Source organism: Chamaesiphon minutus PCC 6605 (assembly GCF_000317145.1).
Lineage (GTDB): Bacteria > Cyanobacteriota > Cyanobacteriia > Cyanobacteriales > Chamaesiphonaceae > Chamaesiphon > Chamaesiphon minutus.
Genome location: NC_019697.1, coordinates 6,215,145 through 6,232,396 on the forward strand (window position 1 = coordinate 6,215,145; position 17,252 = coordinate 6,232,396).

20 protein-coding genes are annotated in these 17,252 nt (G+C 47.0%); 6 read left to right on the forward strand and 14 right to left on the reverse strand.

All coding sequences use genetic code 11. The features are described 5' to 3' along the window. Nucleotides 1-136: 136 nt before the first annotated feature. Nucleotides 137-604 carry a MarR family winged helix-turn-helix transcriptional regulator gene (locus tag CHA6605_RS28515; RefSeq protein WP_015162818.1) on the reverse strand — a complete coding sequence of 156 codons (468 nt, stop codon included), beginning with the start codon at nucleotides 602-604 and terminating at the stop codon, nucleotides 137-139. A gap of 482 nt (nucleotides 605-1,086) precedes the next feature. On the opposite strand from CHA6605_RS28515, the gene CHA6605_RS28520 reads away from it, so the two are divergent. Then, nucleotides 1,087-1,887 carry a PEP-CTERM sorting domain-containing protein gene (locus tag CHA6605_RS28520; protein ID WP_015162819.1) on the forward strand — a complete coding sequence of 267 codons (801 nt, stop codon included), beginning with the start codon at nucleotides 1,087-1,089 and terminating at the stop codon, nucleotides 1,885-1,887. 83 nt (nucleotides 1,888-1,970) lie between these two features. Here CHA6605_RS28520 and CHA6605_RS28525 read toward each other — a convergent pair whose 3' ends face one another. From CHA6605_RS28525 to CHA6605_RS28560, 7 genes are all read right to left on the reverse strand, one after another. Next, entirely contained in the window at nucleotides 1,971-2,435 is a 465-nt protein-coding gene (locus CHA6605_RS28525) for a YbhB/YbcL family Raf kinase inhibitor-like protein (RefSeq protein ID WP_015162820.1), read from the reverse strand. Nucleotides 2,436-2,525: 90 nt separating this feature from the next. Beyond that, nucleotides 2,526-3,719, reverse strand: a complete 1,194-nt coding sequence (locus CHA6605_RS28530; RefSeq protein WP_015162821.1) for an MFS transporter — start codon at nucleotides 3,717-3,719, stop codon at nucleotides 2,526-2,528. Nucleotides 3,720-3,743: 24 nt separating this feature from the next. Next, on the reverse strand, nucleotides 3,744-4,265 hold the full coding sequence (locus CHA6605_RS28535) for a hypothetical protein (protein ID WP_015162822.1): 522 nt from the start codon (nucleotides 4,263-4,265) through the stop codon (nucleotides 3,744-3,746). Nucleotides 4,266-4,612: 347 nt separating this feature from the next. Beyond that, nucleotides 4,613-5,761 carry a Gfo/Idh/MocA family protein gene (locus tag CHA6605_RS28540; protein ID WP_015162823.1) on the reverse strand — a complete coding sequence of 383 codons (1,149 nt, stop codon included), beginning with the start codon at nucleotides 5,759-5,761 and terminating at the stop codon, nucleotides 4,613-4,615. Between the two features lie 28 nt (nucleotides 5,762-5,789). Next, the gene (locus CHA6605_RS28545; RefSeq protein WP_015162824.1) at nucleotides 5,790-6,092 is read right to left on the reverse strand and encodes a hypothetical protein; all 303 of its coding nucleotides are present in this window, start codon (nucleotides 6,090-6,092) and stop codon (nucleotides 5,790-5,792) included. 639 nt (nucleotides 6,093-6,731) lie between these two features. Continuing rightward, the gene (locus CHA6605_RS28555) at nucleotides 6,732-7,067 is read right to left on the reverse strand and encodes a DUF3140 domain-containing protein (protein ID WP_015162825.1); all 336 of its coding nucleotides are present in this window, start codon (nucleotides 7,065-7,067) and stop codon (nucleotides 6,732-6,734) included. 3 nt (nucleotides 7,068-7,070) lie between these two features. Then, the gene (locus tag CHA6605_RS28560; protein ID WP_015162826.1) at nucleotides 7,071-7,286 is read right to left on the reverse strand and encodes a hypervirulence associated TUDOR domain-containing protein; all 216 of its coding nucleotides are present in this window, start codon (nucleotides 7,284-7,286) and stop codon (nucleotides 7,071-7,073) included. Nucleotides 7,287-8,314: 1,028 nt separating this feature from the next. On the opposite strand from CHA6605_RS28560, the gene CHA6605_RS28565 reads away from it, so the two are divergent. After that, nucleotides 8,315-10,789 carry a phosphoketolase family protein gene (locus CHA6605_RS28565; protein ID WP_015162827.1) on the forward strand — a complete coding sequence of 825 codons (2,475 nt, stop codon included), beginning with the start codon at nucleotides 8,315-8,317 and terminating at the stop codon, nucleotides 10,787-10,789. A 185-nt stretch (nucleotides 10,790-10,974) separates the two neighbouring features. On the opposite strand, the gene CHA6605_RS28570 is transcribed toward CHA6605_RS28565, so the two are convergent. Genes CHA6605_RS28570 through trxA form a run of 3 tightly spaced genes read right to left on the reverse strand, consistent with a single transcriptional unit; the run spans nucleotide 10,975 to nucleotide 12,117 of the window. Continuing rightward, entirely contained in the window at nucleotides 10,975-11,538 is a 564-nt protein-coding gene (locus CHA6605_RS28570) for a hypothetical protein (RefSeq protein ID WP_015162828.1), read from the reverse strand. Between the two features lie 11 nt (nucleotides 11,539-11,549). Beyond that, nucleotides 11,550-11,816 carry a hypothetical protein gene (locus CHA6605_RS28575; protein ID WP_041548523.1) on the reverse strand — a complete coding sequence of 89 codons (267 nt, stop codon included), beginning with the start codon at nucleotides 11,814-11,816 and terminating at the stop codon, nucleotides 11,550-11,552. After that, on the reverse strand, nucleotides 11,800-12,117 hold the full coding sequence (gene trxA / locus CHA6605_RS28580; RefSeq protein WP_015162829.1) for a thioredoxin: 318 nt from the start codon (nucleotides 12,115-12,117) through the stop codon (nucleotides 11,800-11,802). Before trxA ends, CHA6605_RS28575 begins: the two co-directional genes overlap by 17 nt. 212 nt (nucleotides 12,118-12,329) lie before the next feature. Here trxA and CHA6605_RS28585 point away from each other — a divergent pair, with 212 nt between their 5' ends. Then, nucleotides 12,330-13,514 (forward strand): GNAT family N-acetyltransferase, encoded by a 1,185-nt coding sequence (locus CHA6605_RS28585; protein WP_015162830.1) that lies wholly within the window; start codon nucleotides 12,330-12,332, stop codon nucleotides 13,512-13,514. Nucleotides 13,515-14,082: 568 nt separating this feature from the next. Beyond that, a complete protein-coding gene (locus tag CHA6605_RS28590) occupies nucleotides 14,083-14,466 on the forward strand; it encodes a DUF4346 domain-containing protein (RefSeq protein WP_015162831.1) in 384 nt (127 codons plus the stop codon). A gap of 176 nt (nucleotides 14,467-14,642) precedes the next feature. Here CHA6605_RS28590 and psb32 read toward each other — a convergent pair whose 3' ends face one another. Beyond that, nucleotides 14,643-15,350, reverse strand: coding sequence for a photosystem II repair protein Psb32 (psb32, locus tag CHA6605_RS28595; RefSeq protein WP_015162832.1), 708 nt, complete (start codon nucleotides 15,348-15,350; stop codon nucleotides 14,643-14,645). Between the two features lie 4 nt (nucleotides 15,351-15,354). On the opposite strand from psb32, the gene CHA6605_RS34735 reads away from it, so the two are divergent. Continuing rightward, nucleotides 15,355-15,501: a hypothetical protein gene (locus CHA6605_RS34735; RefSeq protein WP_157260132.1), complete on the forward strand. Its 147-nt coding sequence runs from the start codon at nucleotides 15,355-15,357 to the stop codon at nucleotides 15,499-15,501. 38 nt (nucleotides 15,502-15,539) lie between these two features. Further along, entirely contained in the window at nucleotides 15,540-16,538 is a 999-nt protein-coding gene (locus tag CHA6605_RS28600; protein WP_015162833.1) for an adenosine kinase, read from the forward strand. Here the strand turns inward: CHA6605_RS28600 and CHA6605_RS35950 are convergent. Both CHA6605_RS35950 and CHA6605_RS35955 read right to left on the reverse strand, forming a co-directional pair. Next, complete coding sequence (locus CHA6605_RS35950; RefSeq protein WP_051038991.1) at nucleotides 16,535-16,909, reverse strand: glycosyltransferase; 375 nt, start codon at nucleotides 16,907-16,909, stop codon at nucleotides 16,535-16,537. The two genes, CHA6605_RS28600 and CHA6605_RS35950, sit on opposite strands and share 4 nt — an antisense overlap. Further along, on the reverse strand, nucleotides 16,909-17,154 hold the full coding sequence (locus CHA6605_RS35955; protein WP_086936285.1) for a glycosyltransferase: 246 nt from the start codon (nucleotides 17,152-17,154) through the stop codon (nucleotides 16,909-16,911). Before CHA6605_RS35955 ends, CHA6605_RS35950 begins: the two co-directional genes overlap by 1 nt. Between the last annotated feature and the right edge of the window lie 98 nt (nucleotides 17,155-17,252).

Genomic DNA, 17,252 nt, shown 5'->3' on the forward strand with positions numbered 1-17,252 from the left:
ATCGCCTACTTGGAGCGATTATTTAGGATGCGTAGTATTAATCTTAAAAAATTATATCGATACGCATTATTCTCCCAGTTTGAAGTCGATAAGGCTTCCCTCAATCGGATGAACATCGCCACGCGATCGAGGTATCTTAAGATAGATTGGCGATGGCACGATCGAGCGAGCGAGAAAACTGTTCGCGATCGCGCTGCGAAACACCTTCCCACGTCTGTGCGTGCAAGTCAGCGGTGATTTGTGGGAGTACTTGCTCTAGCTCCATTCCCACATCCGTCAACCAAATCCTACAGATCCGCCGATCGAGCGGATCGCGTTCTCTCCGCACGAAACCCCGTTCTTCCATCCGATCTAATACGCCAGTCAAGGTACCGCCAACTTGTTGCAATTTTTCGCCAATCGCCGAAGTTGGTAAGCCATCTTCTTGCCACAAACAACACAGCACCAACCAGTGAAACGGCGTCAATCCAAACGGTTCCAATCGATCGCTAAACTGACGATACAGCAACTGCGATAGTAATTTGATCCGGTACCCAGTGCTATATGGTGCCCGAAATTCTTGCCCAGATGTAGACGATACCGACTCGATCGATTTAGGTTTCATAGGGCTAATTACTTAGCGTGCGTACTATTATGTTTGCATAAATTAGGAATGATGTCAAGCTCGGACGGCGATCGGTATGATGTACGAATACATACACATTAAGCGAGCGATCGCACTTACCTAAATTGGAAATATTAGTGAAAATTATTTAGCAGTTTGAGTATTATGAAAATTCTTATCTAGTTTTTGTAAAGCACGTACTAAATTAGACATGCGCATTAATTAAAGATAGACATTAGACCTATCAAAGGATTGAGAATTAAGAGTCGATTATCTATACTAAATTGACATGCCTTCGAGTTTGTCCCCAACCGAATATATTATCGTTGCGATTGTTAAAAACATCGAGATCGACAACAAACAACGCTTGACATTTACATGATAAGAGTATAATTTTAGAGTGCCGATCGTAGAGTAAATACCCGGTCGGTAATTTTCACAAAACCACCCCGTTTTCTCTTCTCAGGTAGATTACTAAAAAAATGAAAAATATCTTGTCGATCGGCAGCATCGCTGTAACTTCGCTTGCGCTGAATTTGATTCCAGTTGGGCAGGCACAAGCAGTAACTCTCCAAAATGGCGGCTTTATTCCCAGCGGAATCTCGCAATCAGCTTATTTAGGTAATACTCCTACTAATGGTCGGACAGTTGTCACTATTCCTGGTTGGACTTTTGCCCCCGCTCCGCCAAACAGTGGTAATAATGGTTATAACTTTATCGTGCCAGATGGTACTGCGTTTAAGACCAACATGGCCGCACTGGGCAACGCCCCCTATGGTGGCTTGAGTCTTTATGGTGGGAGCAGCCAGACCGTCAACAGTGTCGATGGTTCTGGATGGTTTATCGCCGCAGATGGGGCTTTCGAGGAAGGTTCTATCAGTCAGCAGTTGAACGATTTGACGCCAGGTAATCGCTACGACGTAAATTTTTGGCAAGCAGCCGGACAGCAATCTGGTTTTGAGGGAGATACCACAGATCGCTGGCGGGTAAGTTTGGATGGAGTCAGTCAGCTATCAGCTTTAATCGAATTGCCTAGTAAAGCGAATGTTACTCCTTGGCAGCGACAAACATTGACATTCACAGCAACTAGTTCGAGTCAAGTACTGAGTTTCTTGGCTGTAGGCACTCCAACTGGATTGCCGCCCTTTTCATTATTGTCTGGCGTCTCAGTTACTGCTGCCGTCCCCGAACCTTTGACCATTGTCGGCACTCTAGTTGGTTTGGGTTTTGGTGCTGGTCTAAGATCGAAGCTAACTAAGAAGAAGTTAGCAGAAAATGAGTAATCGCGACTAGTGATTTTCTAATGCGATCGCTCGCTAGAGTCGATACATACTTAGGTTATTACTCGATCGACTGAAGTGAGAATTTATAGCTCATAGGTACCGATCGAGCGGGCTTGTTCGATGATATGGGGCGCGATCCGATCGAGTAACCGTTCGCGATCGAGTCCGGGTGCTAAATCGAGAGCTGTATCCAAAGTATACAGCCAGAAATAGTAATGATGCAACCCATGCCCTGGTGGTGGTGCGGGGCCAGTATAACCGATACTCTCTATACTATTGATGCCTTCGGTAAATCGGCTACCACCACCTTCGCCGATCGCGTTAACATCTGGTGGGATGCCATATACCAGCCAATGGGTGAAGCCTCTAGCTAGAGGTGCATCTGGGTCGTAACAAATCAGCACTAATTGCTGAGTATTAGTCGGGACGCCCGTCCAAGCAATTGGTGGCGAAATATTTTCACCTTTAGATGTATATCGATCGGGTATTCTAGTTAGCGGTTCAAAAGCAGGACTACTAATTCGGAGGTCTTTGATGTTTAATTTCATGGTGGATCGTGGGTAGTGGCTAGTCAATCGTGGATAGTGAATAGTCGATAAGCCGCAATCCACAATCCAAAATTCACAATCAGATCGTCGCTATTTTGTTTCGGGCATGGCGAACCACAGCCAGAGCGCGCCGATAGCAGCGATCGCGGAGAGGGTAAAGAAGGCGATCGAAAATCCGGCGGTGCTAGCCAACCACCCGACAGCTAAGTTACTCAAAGCTGCACCCAGTCCGATCGTCGTATAGATGCCGCCTTGGGCGAGATTGAAGCGTCCCGTACCCTGAGTGAGATCGGCGACCACTATCACGATCGTGACGGCAAAGATCCCCGAACTTAGACCATCGAGGGTTTGCACCCAGACGACAAACCAGGGGTCGGTATTAAGAGCATACAGAAAAGCCCGTAGCGTCGTGGCGGCAAAAGCCAGTAATAACAAGGGCTTGCGACCCCAGATATCAGCAGCCTTACCAGCCCAAGCCGCCACTGGAATCGTGGTGAATTGGGCGACAGCAATGCTAGCAGAGATAAACCCAGACGGCGTAGCAGCTTGTTGTCCGCCCGTGAGTTTTTGACTCAGCAGGGGCAGCAGAGCCGCATTAGCCATATAAAATAAGAACACCGCCAAACTGAATACCTGTAACGGGCAATCGTGCAGTAAATCTTTGCCAGTAGTCTGTGAGTGACCGGAACGAGCCGTCGTATGATTAATATCGCGATCGCGAATCTGAAACACCAGCACGATCGTCGCGATACACAGCAATATCAATAGATAAAAGATCCATGCCAGTCCGGTAATTTGCGCCAGAATGCCAGCGACTACCGCAGTGACCGCATTTCCCGATCGATTGAAGGCTTCATTGCGCCCCACCCGTTGGTTCAATCCCTTTTGGCCGACTAATCCCAGCGAGATTGCCTCAATTGCGGGAATCACCGTCACCGCAGCCACGCCGATGCCCACTTGCGCCGCTAGCACCGCCGGAAACGCGCTGAAATTAATTATTAGCAAGTAGCTAATGGCAATTACCGCACTGGCGATCGCAATTAGTAACCGCTTATGCTTGGTGGCATCGACGACCGCCCCAATCGGCGTTTGGGCGAGGATGCCAGCCAGATTGCCGATCGCCAGCGCGATGCCAACTTGCGCTGGATCGAGCTGTCGTTCGGCGGTGAGGAAAATTGCCAGGTAAGGTTCAAAGACATCCCGCACGTCACCCAGGGTCAGATTGAGGCGATCGAGTGCTTGCAAGCTGCGTCGAGGTGATGGTGCGGAAGTTTTGGTCGGCACAGACGGGTGGGTGAATGGGTCTAATTAGCGTGGGTTAGGAGTAGTTTGTGCTGGATCGGCTGTTTGGGTGGGACTAGTGGTGCGGGTGTCGCTGTCTGTTTTGGTCGGATTATTGGGCGTGGTATTAGTCGATCGCGTTGGTGTAGTCGAGCGGTTAGGATTGATAGTCTGAGTGGGGCTATTCGAGCGGGTGCGACTGTTGGTTTTGGTGGGATTATTTCTTCTGGTAGGTTTAGTCGATCGCGTCGGATTAGTGGTTGGCGTTGGACTCGCAGTTTGGGTGGGGCTAGTAGTGCGGGTATCGCTATCCGTTTTGGTCGGATTATTTGGTGTTGTATTAGTCGAGCGCGTAGGCGTGACGGGCGTCTGCGGGCTGCTACTGGGTTTGGTCGGACTATTGGGTGTCGTTGGGCTAATCGGCGGCAACTGACTATCGGGTGTTGACGGGCTATTTTGAGCCGTAGCGGGCAAGACCGCCCCTAGATTTACCATTCCCAAAATGCAGGCGGTAGCTAAGAAAAGTTGACGAGAAAGAATGGATTTCATGCTCAATAAATAGTTAAGTTTGAATGCGTCAAGACGATCGCGATCGTCAAGAACGCGATCGCCGATGGAAGTAACAGCGGGATTAAATAATCGCGCTAAAATTAGTTGTTACCTCGGATATTTCCGGCGATATGCCTGGTGGCATTCGATCCAATTGGCTTTGGCCGATTGGTATTTGTTGCGAGGTTTGTCTGGGTAAGCTGATGCTAACCACTTTATTTTTGTAGTGTTCGAGAGTCCAAAAAAGAACTCTTTTGGCTATCTATATTCAGGATATTCATGTTGAGAATCGATGATATCGGTCTAAAGATAGAAATTGAATTTGTAGAGGTTTAACTCAGCTACAATTAGTTATTACCAGCCGGATCGGCAGCATTAATTAGTTCGGCTTTTTGCTGCTGTGGGGGTCGCTCGATAATTTGTGCTGCACTGGGACGACGGTCTCGTTGGGGAAGGTTGAGTGTAATAAAACCGCCCGTGGCGATCGAATCATACAAAGCGCGAATAATTCGCACGTCCATCAAACCTTCGGCTCCCGATGGCTCTGGTTCGCGATCGTGGATAATGCAATCGGAAAAATAGACAAATTCAGCCGCTACCTGATCGCTAGATCCAAAAGTGTGAGTTTCGGTATCGGCTTCGATGGTAATCTTATGCTCGATTTCACCGCAGGAGGCATAGGCTGGCTTAACGTACAAGTCGCCAATCGTCCCGATGACTTGATAGGTAGATACCTTTGCCGCACCAAAACTACAGACAAAAGTTGCCAGCCGATCGCCAGGAAAGCGCATAATTGCACTAGTCATTTCCGGTACTTCGGCAAAGCGTTCTTCGCCATTATTGGCACTAGTGGCAAAAACTTCGATCGGCTCGGATTGAAATAGGTATCGTGAGGCATTGATGCAATAGATCCCGATATCTTCAATCGTCCCGCCACCCAGTGTGGCGGAGAGTCGGCTATTGCCGCCTTCGGTTTGTTGACAAAATACCGAGTTAAAAATCCGAGGTTCGCCAATTTTACCCGATCGAATTACTTCGATCGCGTGCATATTAGCTGGCTCGAAATGCAGGCGGTAAGCAATCATTAATTTGACATTATTGTCTTGAGCCGCTGCGATCGCCCGTTCGCACTCTTCCACACTCACAGCCATCGGCTTCTCGCACAGTATGTGGATGCCCGCTTGAGCCGCTCTGACGATATAATCGCAATGTAGATGATTGGGCAAAGCAATGTAGACAGCATCAATGTTGCCACTAGCTAGCAACCGATCGTACTCATCGTAACTATATGTATGTTCGATCCCATATTTTTTGGCAATTTCGCTTCGCTTAGTCGGATCGTCAGAAACGATCGCTACTAGCTCGGAGTTTTCGGCGTGCTCGAAAGCGGGTAATGCTGCCGCCTGTGCGTACCAGCCTAGACCTACCACAGCATAGCGGATCTTTGGCTGGGAAGTTGAAGCAGATGGGTTCGATCGAACTGAAGCATTTATCATGTTGTCCCTCCTCGTGCTGCTAATGGAATTAACCAAATTGTGGATCTGGGGTAGAGCCGCTGCCTGGGAGAGTAGCTAGATTCATCCAACTGCTCGCAGGTCGTTCCAGCGATTGGCGAGCCTGCTCGGTCGATATTATCGTCCATCCAGCTTGTAAAAGTTTCTGACATGTTGCCCAACCCTTGGTGCCGTTGGGAATTTGATAGTCTGGTACGCATAAATGGGGAAAAGCTGTGTGGGGTTTCCAGGGATGGTAAGATTCGAGCCGTAGATGAAGAGACAGTTGGCCATTAGAGCCAAGCTTGGAAATCCAACAAATTTGTCCAGCCATTTAAGTGTCCTCCTAATTTTCAATAGAGCTTCTATCGATCGGCGATGTCGCTGGCCTGTCGAGCGGTTAAAAATCGCTCGATTGCCAAAAGTCAAGTGTTTTTTTACATGACTTATATTTCTAAAGCTACTTAAAAAAAAATTAAAACAGCTCTGTCAAAGGTAAGAGCTTGTTAAATAGAAATAAATCTCTAATCATCCGAGCGAATTAACTGGCGATCTCCATTGGCAGTCAATCATCGAGTAAATAAAACCGCTCGGATCGTAAAAATTTCCGGCCTACTCGATCGACAATTCACAATTTAATTTCTTTAGTACATGTATCATTTGGTAGAGTAATGCCATCGATCCGAATTAGGGGATCGCTAAAATGTATTCGATCGAGCGATCTGCCACTGATGCTTAAATAGAAACTATCAATTTGCTCTAAACTTTTTTCAGTCAGATTTAAACAAAAGCTGGAATAAATGAACTTAGCAAACAGCAAATCTAGCGATCGTCGGTTGCTGGTAGAGAATGGCCAAATTGCTACAAGACAACACAATATTTCTGCACTCACAAAAATCAGGGGTAGCAGGCGTAAGGTTCAATTTCTCGACCCTCATCCGCTGCTCCCCCCTCTCCTCAAAATAGTAGACTACTAGCGATCCTGCAAAGGATCGTGACCCCAATTCATTAACGAAAACCGCCACCGCGTATCCTCGACATTCCCTTGCGGACGCTGCGCCGAATGCCGCCGCACATAACTGACTACCTTCCGCATGTGGGCAATTTCTTCCTCGCTGTATTCGGACTCATCCCGCTCCAACAACTTTACAATCTGTCGCCCAGATTTATGTCCGGTCGATTCGTCTCCATCGTTCTTCTGTCCCACCTCTTGCGAATCCTCAGTCTTCAACCAGCGCGATAACTGCTGCGGACTCATATTCACTACTTGGTGAAAATCCTCAATAATTGACTTGCGATCTTCAGCCACAAATTAGTCCTCCCGCTCACTCAACGATTCGGGTTTATGAGCTGCCTCTTTACCTGTTTTGTTGCTTTTTACTAAATACTGAGGATCTTCTTTTGAAGCATCGACATGATGCTTTTTAATAGCTGTCGGCTCGGTCAATTTTTTCTCGACAGTACCTTCGATCGTGCCCTGAGAACTTTCCCATTGCACCTTGTCACCTTTGCTAAACTCAGTTGACACGATTTACTTTACTCCAGGAATTTTTGTAGGTATAGTCAATTAAATACTATCAATAATTGCAATTAGCAACATCTATCTTTGTTGGTATTTATACCTCCTCTGTGCCGCCTAAAACCTAAAATCTCAAGCCTAAAACCTTCCCTCTTAATTACCCAAAATCCATCCAAAGATAGAGCGGCCAAAACCCGTCGCTCGGAGATCTAAAGAAGCATCCACACAGTTTTAATCGCGGAGAAACTGGCATCTATCCACTACTTTGCATTGGCTTCGGACTACGATGGAACTCCAGATCCAGACGGGATAGGGGAGAGTGGACGCAAGCAACCTTTGGCTATCTATTACCTATTAACCATTGCCCATTACCCATTCACCCCTTGTCTGTCTAAAGACAGACAAAAAAAGCTCATCCGACCGACTATCATCCAATGGGTAGATAAGTAAATTTGGATTAAGATCGTAACAGCTACGCTACAGGATCGACGATCGACAGCATTCGATCCTCAATTTAACCTGAGTTCGGGTTAAAGATGTTTGCTGTGCTCCAGCACCGCCTCCGATTGTGTCCGATCTCGCTCGCTCTGCGGAGGAAACCTCCGCAGAGCGAGCCGCAAATCGGGAGTTTGCATCACAAGCCGAGACTTCCAGTCTCTAGGCAACTCTTAACCTGTTGGCGTAGCCTCTTTGCTAGCAGAAACTGACGTTAATTTAGATATTCACTCGCGATCGTTACGCAGATAAATTCGATCGGATCGATCGAGCTTAATTAGTTGATAGTTGATAGTTGATAGTTGATAGCGAAGTTTTTAGGATGGGGATTTAAACCCCACCCTAAAAACAATCCGCCTAAAGGTGGGGGATTTAGACCCCTGTTATCTGTTAAATCCTCTCAGAATGAGGGCTAGCTCTGACTTTTCCGGCGTCGCTAATCCAAGATCCAGTCTGCTGTGTTCGCACTTGCAATACAGTTATCTCTCAACTCCCCGCTCCCCGCCTAATTGTCCGGTAGAAAACTTCACGGAGTAAAACTTATGACTGTTGCAACTTCCACCAGGCCACAACCGTTGAGTGCCGATCTACTGCAAAAAATTCACGCCTATTGGTGTGCGGCAAATTATCTTTCTGTCGGTCAGATTTATCTCCTCGACAATCCGCTGTTACAAGAACCATTAAAGATCGAGCACATCAAGCCCAGGCTATTGGGGCACTGGGGGACGACTCCAGGTCTGAATTTTATCTACGCTCACCTCAATCGGGTGATTAAGGCTCAAGATCTCAATACCATTTATATCGCAGGGCCAGGGCACGGCGGGCCAGGGATGGTCGCGAATACCTATCTAGAAGGGACTTACAGCGAATTCTTTCCTAATATTTCCCAAGATACGGCGGGAATTAAAGCTTTATTCAAACAGTTCTCATTTCCAGGTGGCATTCCCAGCCATGCGGCCCCCGAAACACCCGGTTCGATTCATGAGGGTGGAGAATTGGGCTACGCGCTGGTTCATGCTTATGGCGCGGCGTTTGACAATCCCGATTTGCTGGTGGCTTGTGTAGTCGGCGATGGCGAGGCAGAAACGGGACCATTGGCAACTAGCTGGCACTCAAATAAGTTTCTCAATCCGGCGCGGGATGGCGCGGTTTTACCGATTTTGCATCTCAATGGTTATAAGATTGCCAATCCGACCGTCTTGTCGCGGCTCCCACAGACGGAATTGGAGAGTTTATTTGTGGGATATGGCTACAAGCCCTATTTTGTCGAGGGTTCAGAACCCGCAGAGATGCACCAATTAATGGCAGGAACGCTAGATACCGTCATCGCCGAAATTAAAACCATTCAGCGCGAAGCGCGGGTGCATGGCTATCAGCAACGAGTTCCCATGCCCATGATTATTTTACGATCGCCCAAAGGGTGGACGGGGCCAAAAGAAGTAGATGGCAAGAAAACTGAGGACTACTGGCGATCGCATCAAGTCCCATTTTCCGAGATGAAAAGCAATCCAGAGCATATCACATTGCTAGAAAGCTGGATGAAAAGTTACAAGCCCGAAGAATGCTTTGACTCTCGCGGCAAACTGATTCCCGAACTGGCAGAACTGGCTCCTACAGGCGATCGACGGATGGGGGCAAATCCTCATGCCAATGGCGGGATGCTGCTTCGCGATCTCAAAATGCCCGACTTTCGCGATTATGCGATCGAAGTTACCAAACCCGGTACTGGCATCGCTGAATCGACACGCACGCTGGGTGAATTTCTACGGGATGTGATGAAGCTGAACTTAGAGAGCCAAAACTTTCGGGTGATGAGTCCCGACGAAAATAATTCCAATCGCCTGAATGCGATCTTGGAAGTCACCGAACGGATGTCTACAGCCGAAATATTGCCCACAGACGATCGTGTTTCGCCCACCGGACGGGTCATGGAGGTTTTGAGCGAACACATGTGTCAGGGCTGGCTAGAGGGCTATCTGTTGACCGGACGGCACGGCTTTTTCTCCTGTTATGAGGCATTCATCCACATCGTCGATTCGATGTTCAACCAACATGCCAAGTGGTTGGAAAGCTGCGATGATATTCCCTGGCGGCGACCGATTGCTTCGCTCAATTATCTACTGACTTCCCATGTCTGGCGGCAAGATCACAATGGTTTCAGCCACCAAGATCCCGGCTTTATCGATGTGGTGACTAATAAGAAAGCCAAAGTCGTGCGGGTATACCTCCCACCCGATGCTAATACCCTACTAGCAGTTGCCGACCACTGCCTGCGTAGCCGTCAGTATGTGAATGTAATTATCGCTGGCAAACAGCCCGAATTGCAGTGGCTAGATATGGATGCCGCGATCGAGCATTGTACGGCAGGATTGGGCATTTGGGAATGGGCGAGTAACGATCGTCATAGCGAACCCGATGTCGTGATGGCTTGTGCGGGTGACGTCCCCACCCTCGAAACCTTAGCAGCGGTAGACTTTTTGCGATCGCATTTCCCTAACCTTAAAATTCGGGTAGTTAACGTTGTCGATCTGATGACACTCCAACCCCAAAGCGAACATCCCCACGGTTTAACAGATACCGAATTCGACTCGATTTTCACTCCCGACAAACCAATTATCTTTGCCTTCCACGGCTACCCCTGGTTGATCCATCGCCTCACCTACCGCCGCAACAATCACGAAAATATCCACGTACGCGGCTATAAAGAAGAAGGTACCACCACCACACCATTCGATATGACCGTAGTTAACGATCTCGATCGTTTTCATCTTGCACAAGATGCGATCGATCGTACTCCCAAACTCAAAAATATCGGAGCCTACGTCAAACAAGAAATTCGTAATAAACTGATCGAACACCATCGGTATATTACTACCTACGGTGAAGATCTGCCCGAAGTCACCGACTGGAAGTGGGGCTATTATATGGGCACAGAATCGAGTGACGGTTCGCAACCGACTTCGACCGATTCACCCTCTACTGAAGGCGGGGAAGGCGCAGCCAATTCTCGCGCATAACATCTTTATTTAGGCTGCCAAAACATAGCCCTGACGTAAATGAGTCAGGGCTATGTTTTGGCAATTAATTAGGCTAGCAAAAACATTTATAACCTCCAAAAAGTCTACAACCTATGTGGTGAGCACTACCCACCCTACCTCTACGGATGCTTGACATTTTTGGTGCCTTGGACACTATTAGCAAATCAGCTCCAGCCGTCTTTTACTTTAACATTAAATACTCTTCTAGTTGCACTTTCAAAATAGTGAACTGAAACTTTATTAGTTCCGACGTATCCATTTCTATAAACCTTATACCACTTACGTGGTTCGATCTTTCTCAACTCTCGTACTAGTTCTCGGTGATTTATCTCCACTTTTTGGGTTCCATTTGGAGCAGAGCGAAAGCCTCTAGGAAAGTCAGGTGACTTATTAAGAGAAGAATATACATTCCTTACAGGTATATTTGAAGAACTTGGACTCTGGCTGGGGGTGTTAATTCTGCCACGGCCAACAGGACTACCACCGCCGCCACCAGGACCACCTTCCATTCTCCGCGCTGTCAGCGTTTTTGGGAGCAAACCCGATCGATCGTCGCTCTGATGTTCCGGAGTAGCTATAATTAATTCACTAGGGAGATTTTGAAGATAGCGACCTATTCTTAACGGAGTGGAGTTTTGAGTAGCAATCGCTTTGAATGGAGCGATCGGTTGGATTAAAATTGATGCTCCGGCGATTGTTAATAAACTCTGAAAAATAAATTTTCTCATTTTATACGCTCCTAAAATTCGGAGGTTTGAGTGATGTAACGTAGTAATTCCAGATGCTTCTTAGCTCGATAATAGACTGCTAATGATTTGGAACTAGACTTAGCTAACTTTAAGCTGACAGAAAAGTTGCGGTCGCCAGAAACACCGATCTCTACGCTCGATCGCAAATAACCATTGGTAAAGATTTTTCCGCCGCTGCTGCCCAAAAAGGCCAGGAATTTGGTGGCGTTAGCAGCAACTCGCTCAATACCATAATGATAGTTACAAAAATTGACCAATTCGATCGATTAATTGTTCGGCGGGTAAGACTCCTTCCAATCGATCGACAGATTGTCCGCCTTTAAATAAAACTAGAGTTGGCAATGCCTGAATCTGATAATTAGAAGCAATTTGGGGATACTTGTCGGTATCGATTTTCATGATTCTCACTTGCCCATTGAGTTCGATATTGACTTGTTCTAATATCTTGGCCATCATCTGGCAAGGGCCGCACCAAGTCGCATAAAAATCAACTAAAATCGGTAAGTCACTATTGGCGATCGCATCTTCAAAGCTAGTAAACTGTTGCTTGACTGCCATAATATTGTCCTAAAACGAAGTTGGGATAACTCGATTCTAAACAGTTTTGCCGCGAACTGACAGGCAGCGATAGAAAAAGATAAACAACCCAAGCTGTTCAGGAGGCTTTAGGCTTTAGCCTAAAGCCTACCCCCTACGATAAAATGGCTACAGATGCCAGACTCGTGCGGTTTCGATAGAATATATAGGTGCCAAACCGCAGCAAACGAATAATGTCTCTATCTTCGTATCAGATCCGCTGGTTCAATAACTTAGCAGACATTCCACAAGAGGATTGGGATGCGCTGGCTGTACCGTTAAAGACTCCTTTTCTAGAGTGGGAGTGGTTGAATAATTTAGAGACTTCTGGCAGCGTTACCGCCGAAACTGGCTGGTTGCCGACGCATTTGACAGTCTGGAAGGGGCAAACATTAGTTGGAGCCGCGCCTTTATATGTCAAGGGACATAGTTATGGTGAATTTGTCTTCGACAATCAGTGGGCAGAATTGGCGCAGCGGATGGGCATTAGGTATTATCCCAAATTGGTGGGGATGACTCCAGTTACTCCATCTGAAGGGTATCGGTTTTTGATTGCGCCTGGAGAAAATGAAGCCAAGATTACCGAATTAATGGTGCGCTCGATCGATGATTTTTGTAAGACGCATCGGTTATCGGGATGTCACTTCTTATATGTCGATCCCGAATGGCGATCGCAGATGAACGAATATGGATATAATACTTGGGTCAATCATAATTATGTCTGGCAAAACCAAAAGTATCAGAATTTTGATGATTATTTAGGCGCGTTTAATGCCAATCAACGACGGAATATCAAACGGGAGCGTAAATCTGTACGCGAGGGTGGCTTAAATTTGACTACCGTCACAGGAGAGCAAATCGCACCGCAGTTATTTTCCCAAATGTATAATTTTTATGCCGATACCTGCGACAAATTTGGCTGGTGGGGAAGTAAATATCTCACTCCCGAATTTTTTGATGGCTTGCACGCAAAATATCGGCATCGGGTAGTATTTGTCACGGCGACGGGCGAAGATCCTTCTATCCCCGTCGGCATGTCTTTTTGTATTACTAAAGGCGATCGATTGTACGGTCGTTATTGGGGTAGCAGTGAAGATGTTGATTGTCTCCATTTTGATGCTTGCTACTATACCCCGATCGAGTGGGCGATTGAAAACAAAATCGAGATTTTCGATCCTGGTGCGGGCGGCAGACACAAAAAGCGGCGCGGTTTTCCGGCAACTGCTAATTACAGTTTGCATCGTTTTTACCATCCCCGCTTTGGGCAAATCTTGCGCGATCATCTAGCTGAATCTAATGAGTTGCAACAGCAACAAATTGTCGCCATCAATCAAGATTTACCGATGAAGCCAGGTAAGGAGTTGATAGTTGATAGTTGATAGTTGGGAGTTGGGACTTAACCTACCCCCTTTAAAGATCTACCTCCCTCCCCTTAGATCGGGAAAATCCCCTCTTGGGCTACCGTGTATACACATCTCTAGAAAAAAGCGAAATTGGTGTAAATTCCCCTTAAAAAGGGGGACTAAGACCGGATCTTAGCCCCCTTTTTAAGGGGGTTTGGGGGATTTAGATCTAGAAACGAAGTCTAGCCGACTTGTGTATATACCGTAACCCCTCTTGGGAGGGGTGCCCGTAGGGCTGCTGGTAGGGTGAACCGCCCAATGGGGTGCAGATCTAAGCATTCACTCAAGCACTATCGCCTGTCGATCGACATAAATGCCACTTCTCAAGTTTCGTCAACAGCAAACCCTTGTAGATTGCCAGTGACGATCGATTCTAACTACGATAACGCCTAAAGATCGATGCTAGCCTAGCATATAGCACTTATCCCCAAAGTCTAGAAGCGAACATTTTTAGCCAAAAAAATCGAAAATCCGCCCAAAACAGACACAAATCGCAAACAAATCGGTTAATCTAGATCTAATGTAATTATTTAAGCTCACATTCATGACTTTATTAACCACTAATTTAACCGCGATCGATAACGAATTATCCAATCGGGATATCGCACTCGATCCGCAGGGCTACTTTATTATTTATGTCGATCGAGCAGATGGTTTAATCTGTGCCAAGCACTATACTAACATCATCGACGATCGCGGTTTGGCAGTCGATCCCGAAACTGGTAAAGTCATCCCCGCCAAAGGCAAAGTAACTCGGACTAATACCACTTTGTATGTCGGACGAACTGCTAAAGAGTTATGCGTGAAAATTCTCGAACAAACCGAACCATCGCCAGTAAGTATGTTAGACCATGCGGCATATCTGGGACGAGAATTTGTGCGTGCAGAGATAGCGTTACTCTCAGGGGCAGAATATATTCAGGACTGATAAACTGCCCTGACATTTCGATTGCTTATTAAAATTCTTGAAAGCGGGGAGCGAGGAAGAGGTAAGTAAATTAAATGACTAACAGCTTATCAAGTTGTGGCTGATGGTTAGTGACAATACGACAGATAGTATTATCGATCGCCAATAACCAATCGCCAATTATCGACAACCGATCTCTAACTTTGATTTTGATACCACCACCAAGTTGCCATCGGAATCACTGTCGCTAGAATTAACAGCCCAATGACGATAACCAAAAAGTTGGTACGATTGGCTTGAGTTTCTTCTGCTTTAAGATAAGTTCTACCCACCTCTGGAGTTGAAATAACCACTGGCGGACCGGGATCTGGTTTTCCAGACAATACTGCGATAAGTCTGTCAGCCCCATCGCTAAAAGCTTGATTGTATTTATTCCCACTGCGTAAAGGTGCCTGCATCGTTTCATTGATAATGCTGGTAGCAATTGGATCTGTGAGCGTCGATTTAACCTCAGCACCAGATTGAATCCCGATCGTATTAGTGACATTATCCAAGACAATTAGCACTTGATTGGCTTGTTCGGCGTCCGTTGCAAACCATTTTTTAAACAGTTTATCGGTAAAAACCTGAACGGTATCGCCATAATCGAGACGATGGATGGTGACAAATCGGACTTCTTTACCCGTCTGCTTGGCGAGTTGTTCTAAGGTACCTTTGACAGAACCCTTCGTCGATAAGCTCAAAACATCGGCTTTATCGATTACCCAAGTCGGTACGCCAGCAGAGACAACTGGAATCTCGTAGACAGCAGTAGCCCGAGCGGGAAGCGCGAAGATGCCAATGGCGATCGCGATCGTCACCAGCGATAATAGTAGTCGATTGAGATAAGAACGAATATGTGACATAGAAATGAGCGCGAATATCTGTTTTAACTCTAGCAGAATCACATCCGCGTTTCCGTCGGCTGGGCGCAACGAACATCAATTTTCGGCTTCAAATGCTACCCATCCGCACAAAGTTTACGAGATCGAACGGGTACGATCGATCGATGAATAGTATCCTGTTATTTGTTAACTTCCTCGATCGAAAATTTTATGACACGCTACGATGTATACGGACTAGGTAACGCGCTGCTCGATGTCGAATGTGAAGTCGAGCCAGAAGTACTGGTAGAACTAGGCATCGACAAAGGTGTGATGACACTACTCGATGAAGCCAGTCAGAACAAAATTCTCGCTCGGCTGGGAAATGCGGCTAGCAAGCGAACGTGCGGTGGTTCTGGCGCAAATACGATCGTAGCTGTGAGTCAATTTGGCGGTAAGGCATTTTATTCTTGTAAGGTTGCCAAAGACGAACCAGGCGAATACTATCTCCAAGACTTATTAGCATCTGGCGTCGATACCAATCTCAAAGTTCACCCGCCCGAACCCGGAATTACGGGTAAATGCCTGGTATTTGTTACTCCCGACGCCGATCGATCGATGAATACTTTCTTAGGTATTTCTTCTAGTTTATCTGAAGTCGAATTAGTTCCAGAGGCGATCGCCAACTCTGCTTATACTTATATCGAAGGTTATTTAGTCACTGGCGAAACCAGTAAACAAGCAGCAATTACCGCCAGAGAAATGGCCGTTGCAGCAGGTCGAAAAGTCGCTTTGACCCTTTCCGACCAAAACATGGCTAAGTTCTTCAAACAGGGACTGCTAGACATGCTCGGCCCTGGTGTAGACTTATTATTTGCCAATGACAGCGAGGCATTTGAGATGGCTGGCACTCAAGATTTAGCAACCGCGATCGAGTATTTAAAAACCATTTCCAAGACTTTTGCCCTCACTCTCGGTGCCAAAGGTTCGGTGATTTTCGACGGTCAAACATTACTTGAAATTGCCCCTTTTCCTGTTAAAGCGATCGATACCGTCGGTGCTGGCGATATGTACGCTGGTGGGGTATTGTATGGCATTACCAATGGCATGGATTGGGTCGCGGCTGGACGGCTGGGTTCGCGAGCTTCGGCGCAGTTAGTGACAATTCTAGGCGCGCGGATGGAAACAGCAAATCTGCAAGCTTTATTGAAAGAAGTTAAGGGTATTTAGCTCTGTAGACTGGGTCGAACTCTGGCTCGACCCAGTCTGGACAAAATCGCCTCATAAGCCAGACTTACACCATCCTCGGCACTGACAATGCGACCGACTTCTGCGGCTTTAGCTGCATAGCTGGGATTGGCGAGCAATGCACTCAATTCTTTGACAGCACGATCGATAGTGTAGTTTTCGCGGGCAATCGTCCGCGATCCTCCCAGTCGTTCGGCGCGAGCGGCATTATCCGGTTGGTCGTGGCTGTAAGGCATAATTAACGTCGGACGACCCGATCGCAATCCCTGCGCCGTCGTACCGATGCCGCCTTGATGGACGATCGCTGCCGCACGCGCAAAGAGTTGGGAATATGGGGCATAATCGATCGCCATTAACTCTGGTGGCAGATTTTCTGGTGGCGATCCATCATCTTGGCCACCATTTCCGGATCGTCAACGTTCATGAAATCTTCCCCCAGCGGCTGAAATTCAAATCCCACTGCTTCGATCGCGGCTTGATAGTCTTTAATCGTCACAAATACAATCTCGTGACCCCGATCTCGCAATCCTAACCCCAGTGCAATATAGGGATGGAGATCGCCCAGCGAACCCAAGGTCGTCAACAAAATTCGACTCATTCAAGACTTATCCAGCGAAAAAATACCTACTTCCCTATCATCTTAGCGAAGCCAGCAGGCAAGAGCAGCAGCTCGCGACCCAATCCCCAATCGATCGA

Bases quoted from the DNA above. Each gene is read 5' to 3' on its own strand.
- CHA6605_RS28540 (WP_015162823.1), bottom strand. From the start codon at position 5,761: ATGATAAATGCTTCAGTTCGATCGAACCCATCTGCTTCAACTTCCCAG.
- psb32 (WP_015162832.1), bottom strand. From the start codon at position 15,350: ATGTCACATATTCGTTCTTATCTCAATCGACTACTATTATCGCTGGTG.
- CHA6605_RS28535 (WP_015162822.1), bottom strand. From the start codon at position 4,265: ATGAAATCCATTCTTTCTCGTCAACTTTTCTTAGCTACCGCCTGCATT.
- trxA (WP_015162829.1), bottom strand. From the start codon at position 12,117: ATGGCAGTCAAGCAACAGTTTACTAGCTTTGAAGATGCGATCGCCAAT.
- CHA6605_RS34735 (WP_157260132.1), top strand. From the start codon at position 15,355: ATGAGCGCGAATATCTGTTTTAACTCTAGCAGAATCACATCCGCGTTT.
- CHA6605_RS28600 (WP_015162833.1), top strand. From the start codon at position 15,540: ATGACACGCTACGATGTATACGGACTAGGTAACGCGCTGCTCGATGTC.
- CHA6605_RS28570 (WP_015162828.1), bottom strand. From the start codon at position 11,538: ATGAGAAAATTTATTTTTCAGAGTTTATTAACAATCGCCGGAGCATCA.
- CHA6605_RS28520 (WP_015162819.1), top strand. From the start codon at position 1,087: ATGAAAAATATCTTGTCGATCGGCAGCATCGCTGTAACTTCGCTTGCG.
- CHA6605_RS28545 (WP_015162824.1), bottom strand. From the start codon at position 6,092: ATGGCTGGACAAATTTGTTGGATTTCCAAGCTTGGCTCTAATGGCCAA.
- CHA6605_RS28515 (WP_015162818.1), bottom strand. From the start codon at position 604: ATGAAACCTAAATCGATCGAGTCGGTATCGTCTACATCTGGGCAAGAA.
- CHA6605_RS28585 (WP_015162830.1), top strand. From the start codon at position 12,330: ATGTCTCTATCTTCGTATCAGATCCGCTGGTTCAATAACTTAGCAGAC.
- CHA6605_RS35950 (WP_051038991.1), bottom strand. From the start codon at position 16,909: ATGGCGATCGATTATGCCCCATATTCCCAACTCTTTGCGCGTGCGGCA.
- CHA6605_RS28590 (WP_015162831.1), top strand. From the start codon at position 14,083: ATGACTTTATTAACCACTAATTTAACCGCGATCGATAACGAATTATCC.
- CHA6605_RS28565 (WP_015162827.1), top strand. From the start codon at position 8,315: ATGACTGTTGCAACTTCCACCAGGCCACAACCGTTGAGTGCCGATCTA.
- CHA6605_RS35955 (WP_086936285.1), bottom strand. From the start codon at position 17,154: ATGAGTCGAATTTTGTTGACGACCTTGGGTTCGCTGGGCGATCTCCAT.
- CHA6605_RS28525 (WP_015162820.1), bottom strand. From the start codon at position 2,435: ATGAAATTAAACATCAAAGACCTCCGAATTAGTAGTCCTGCTTTTGAA.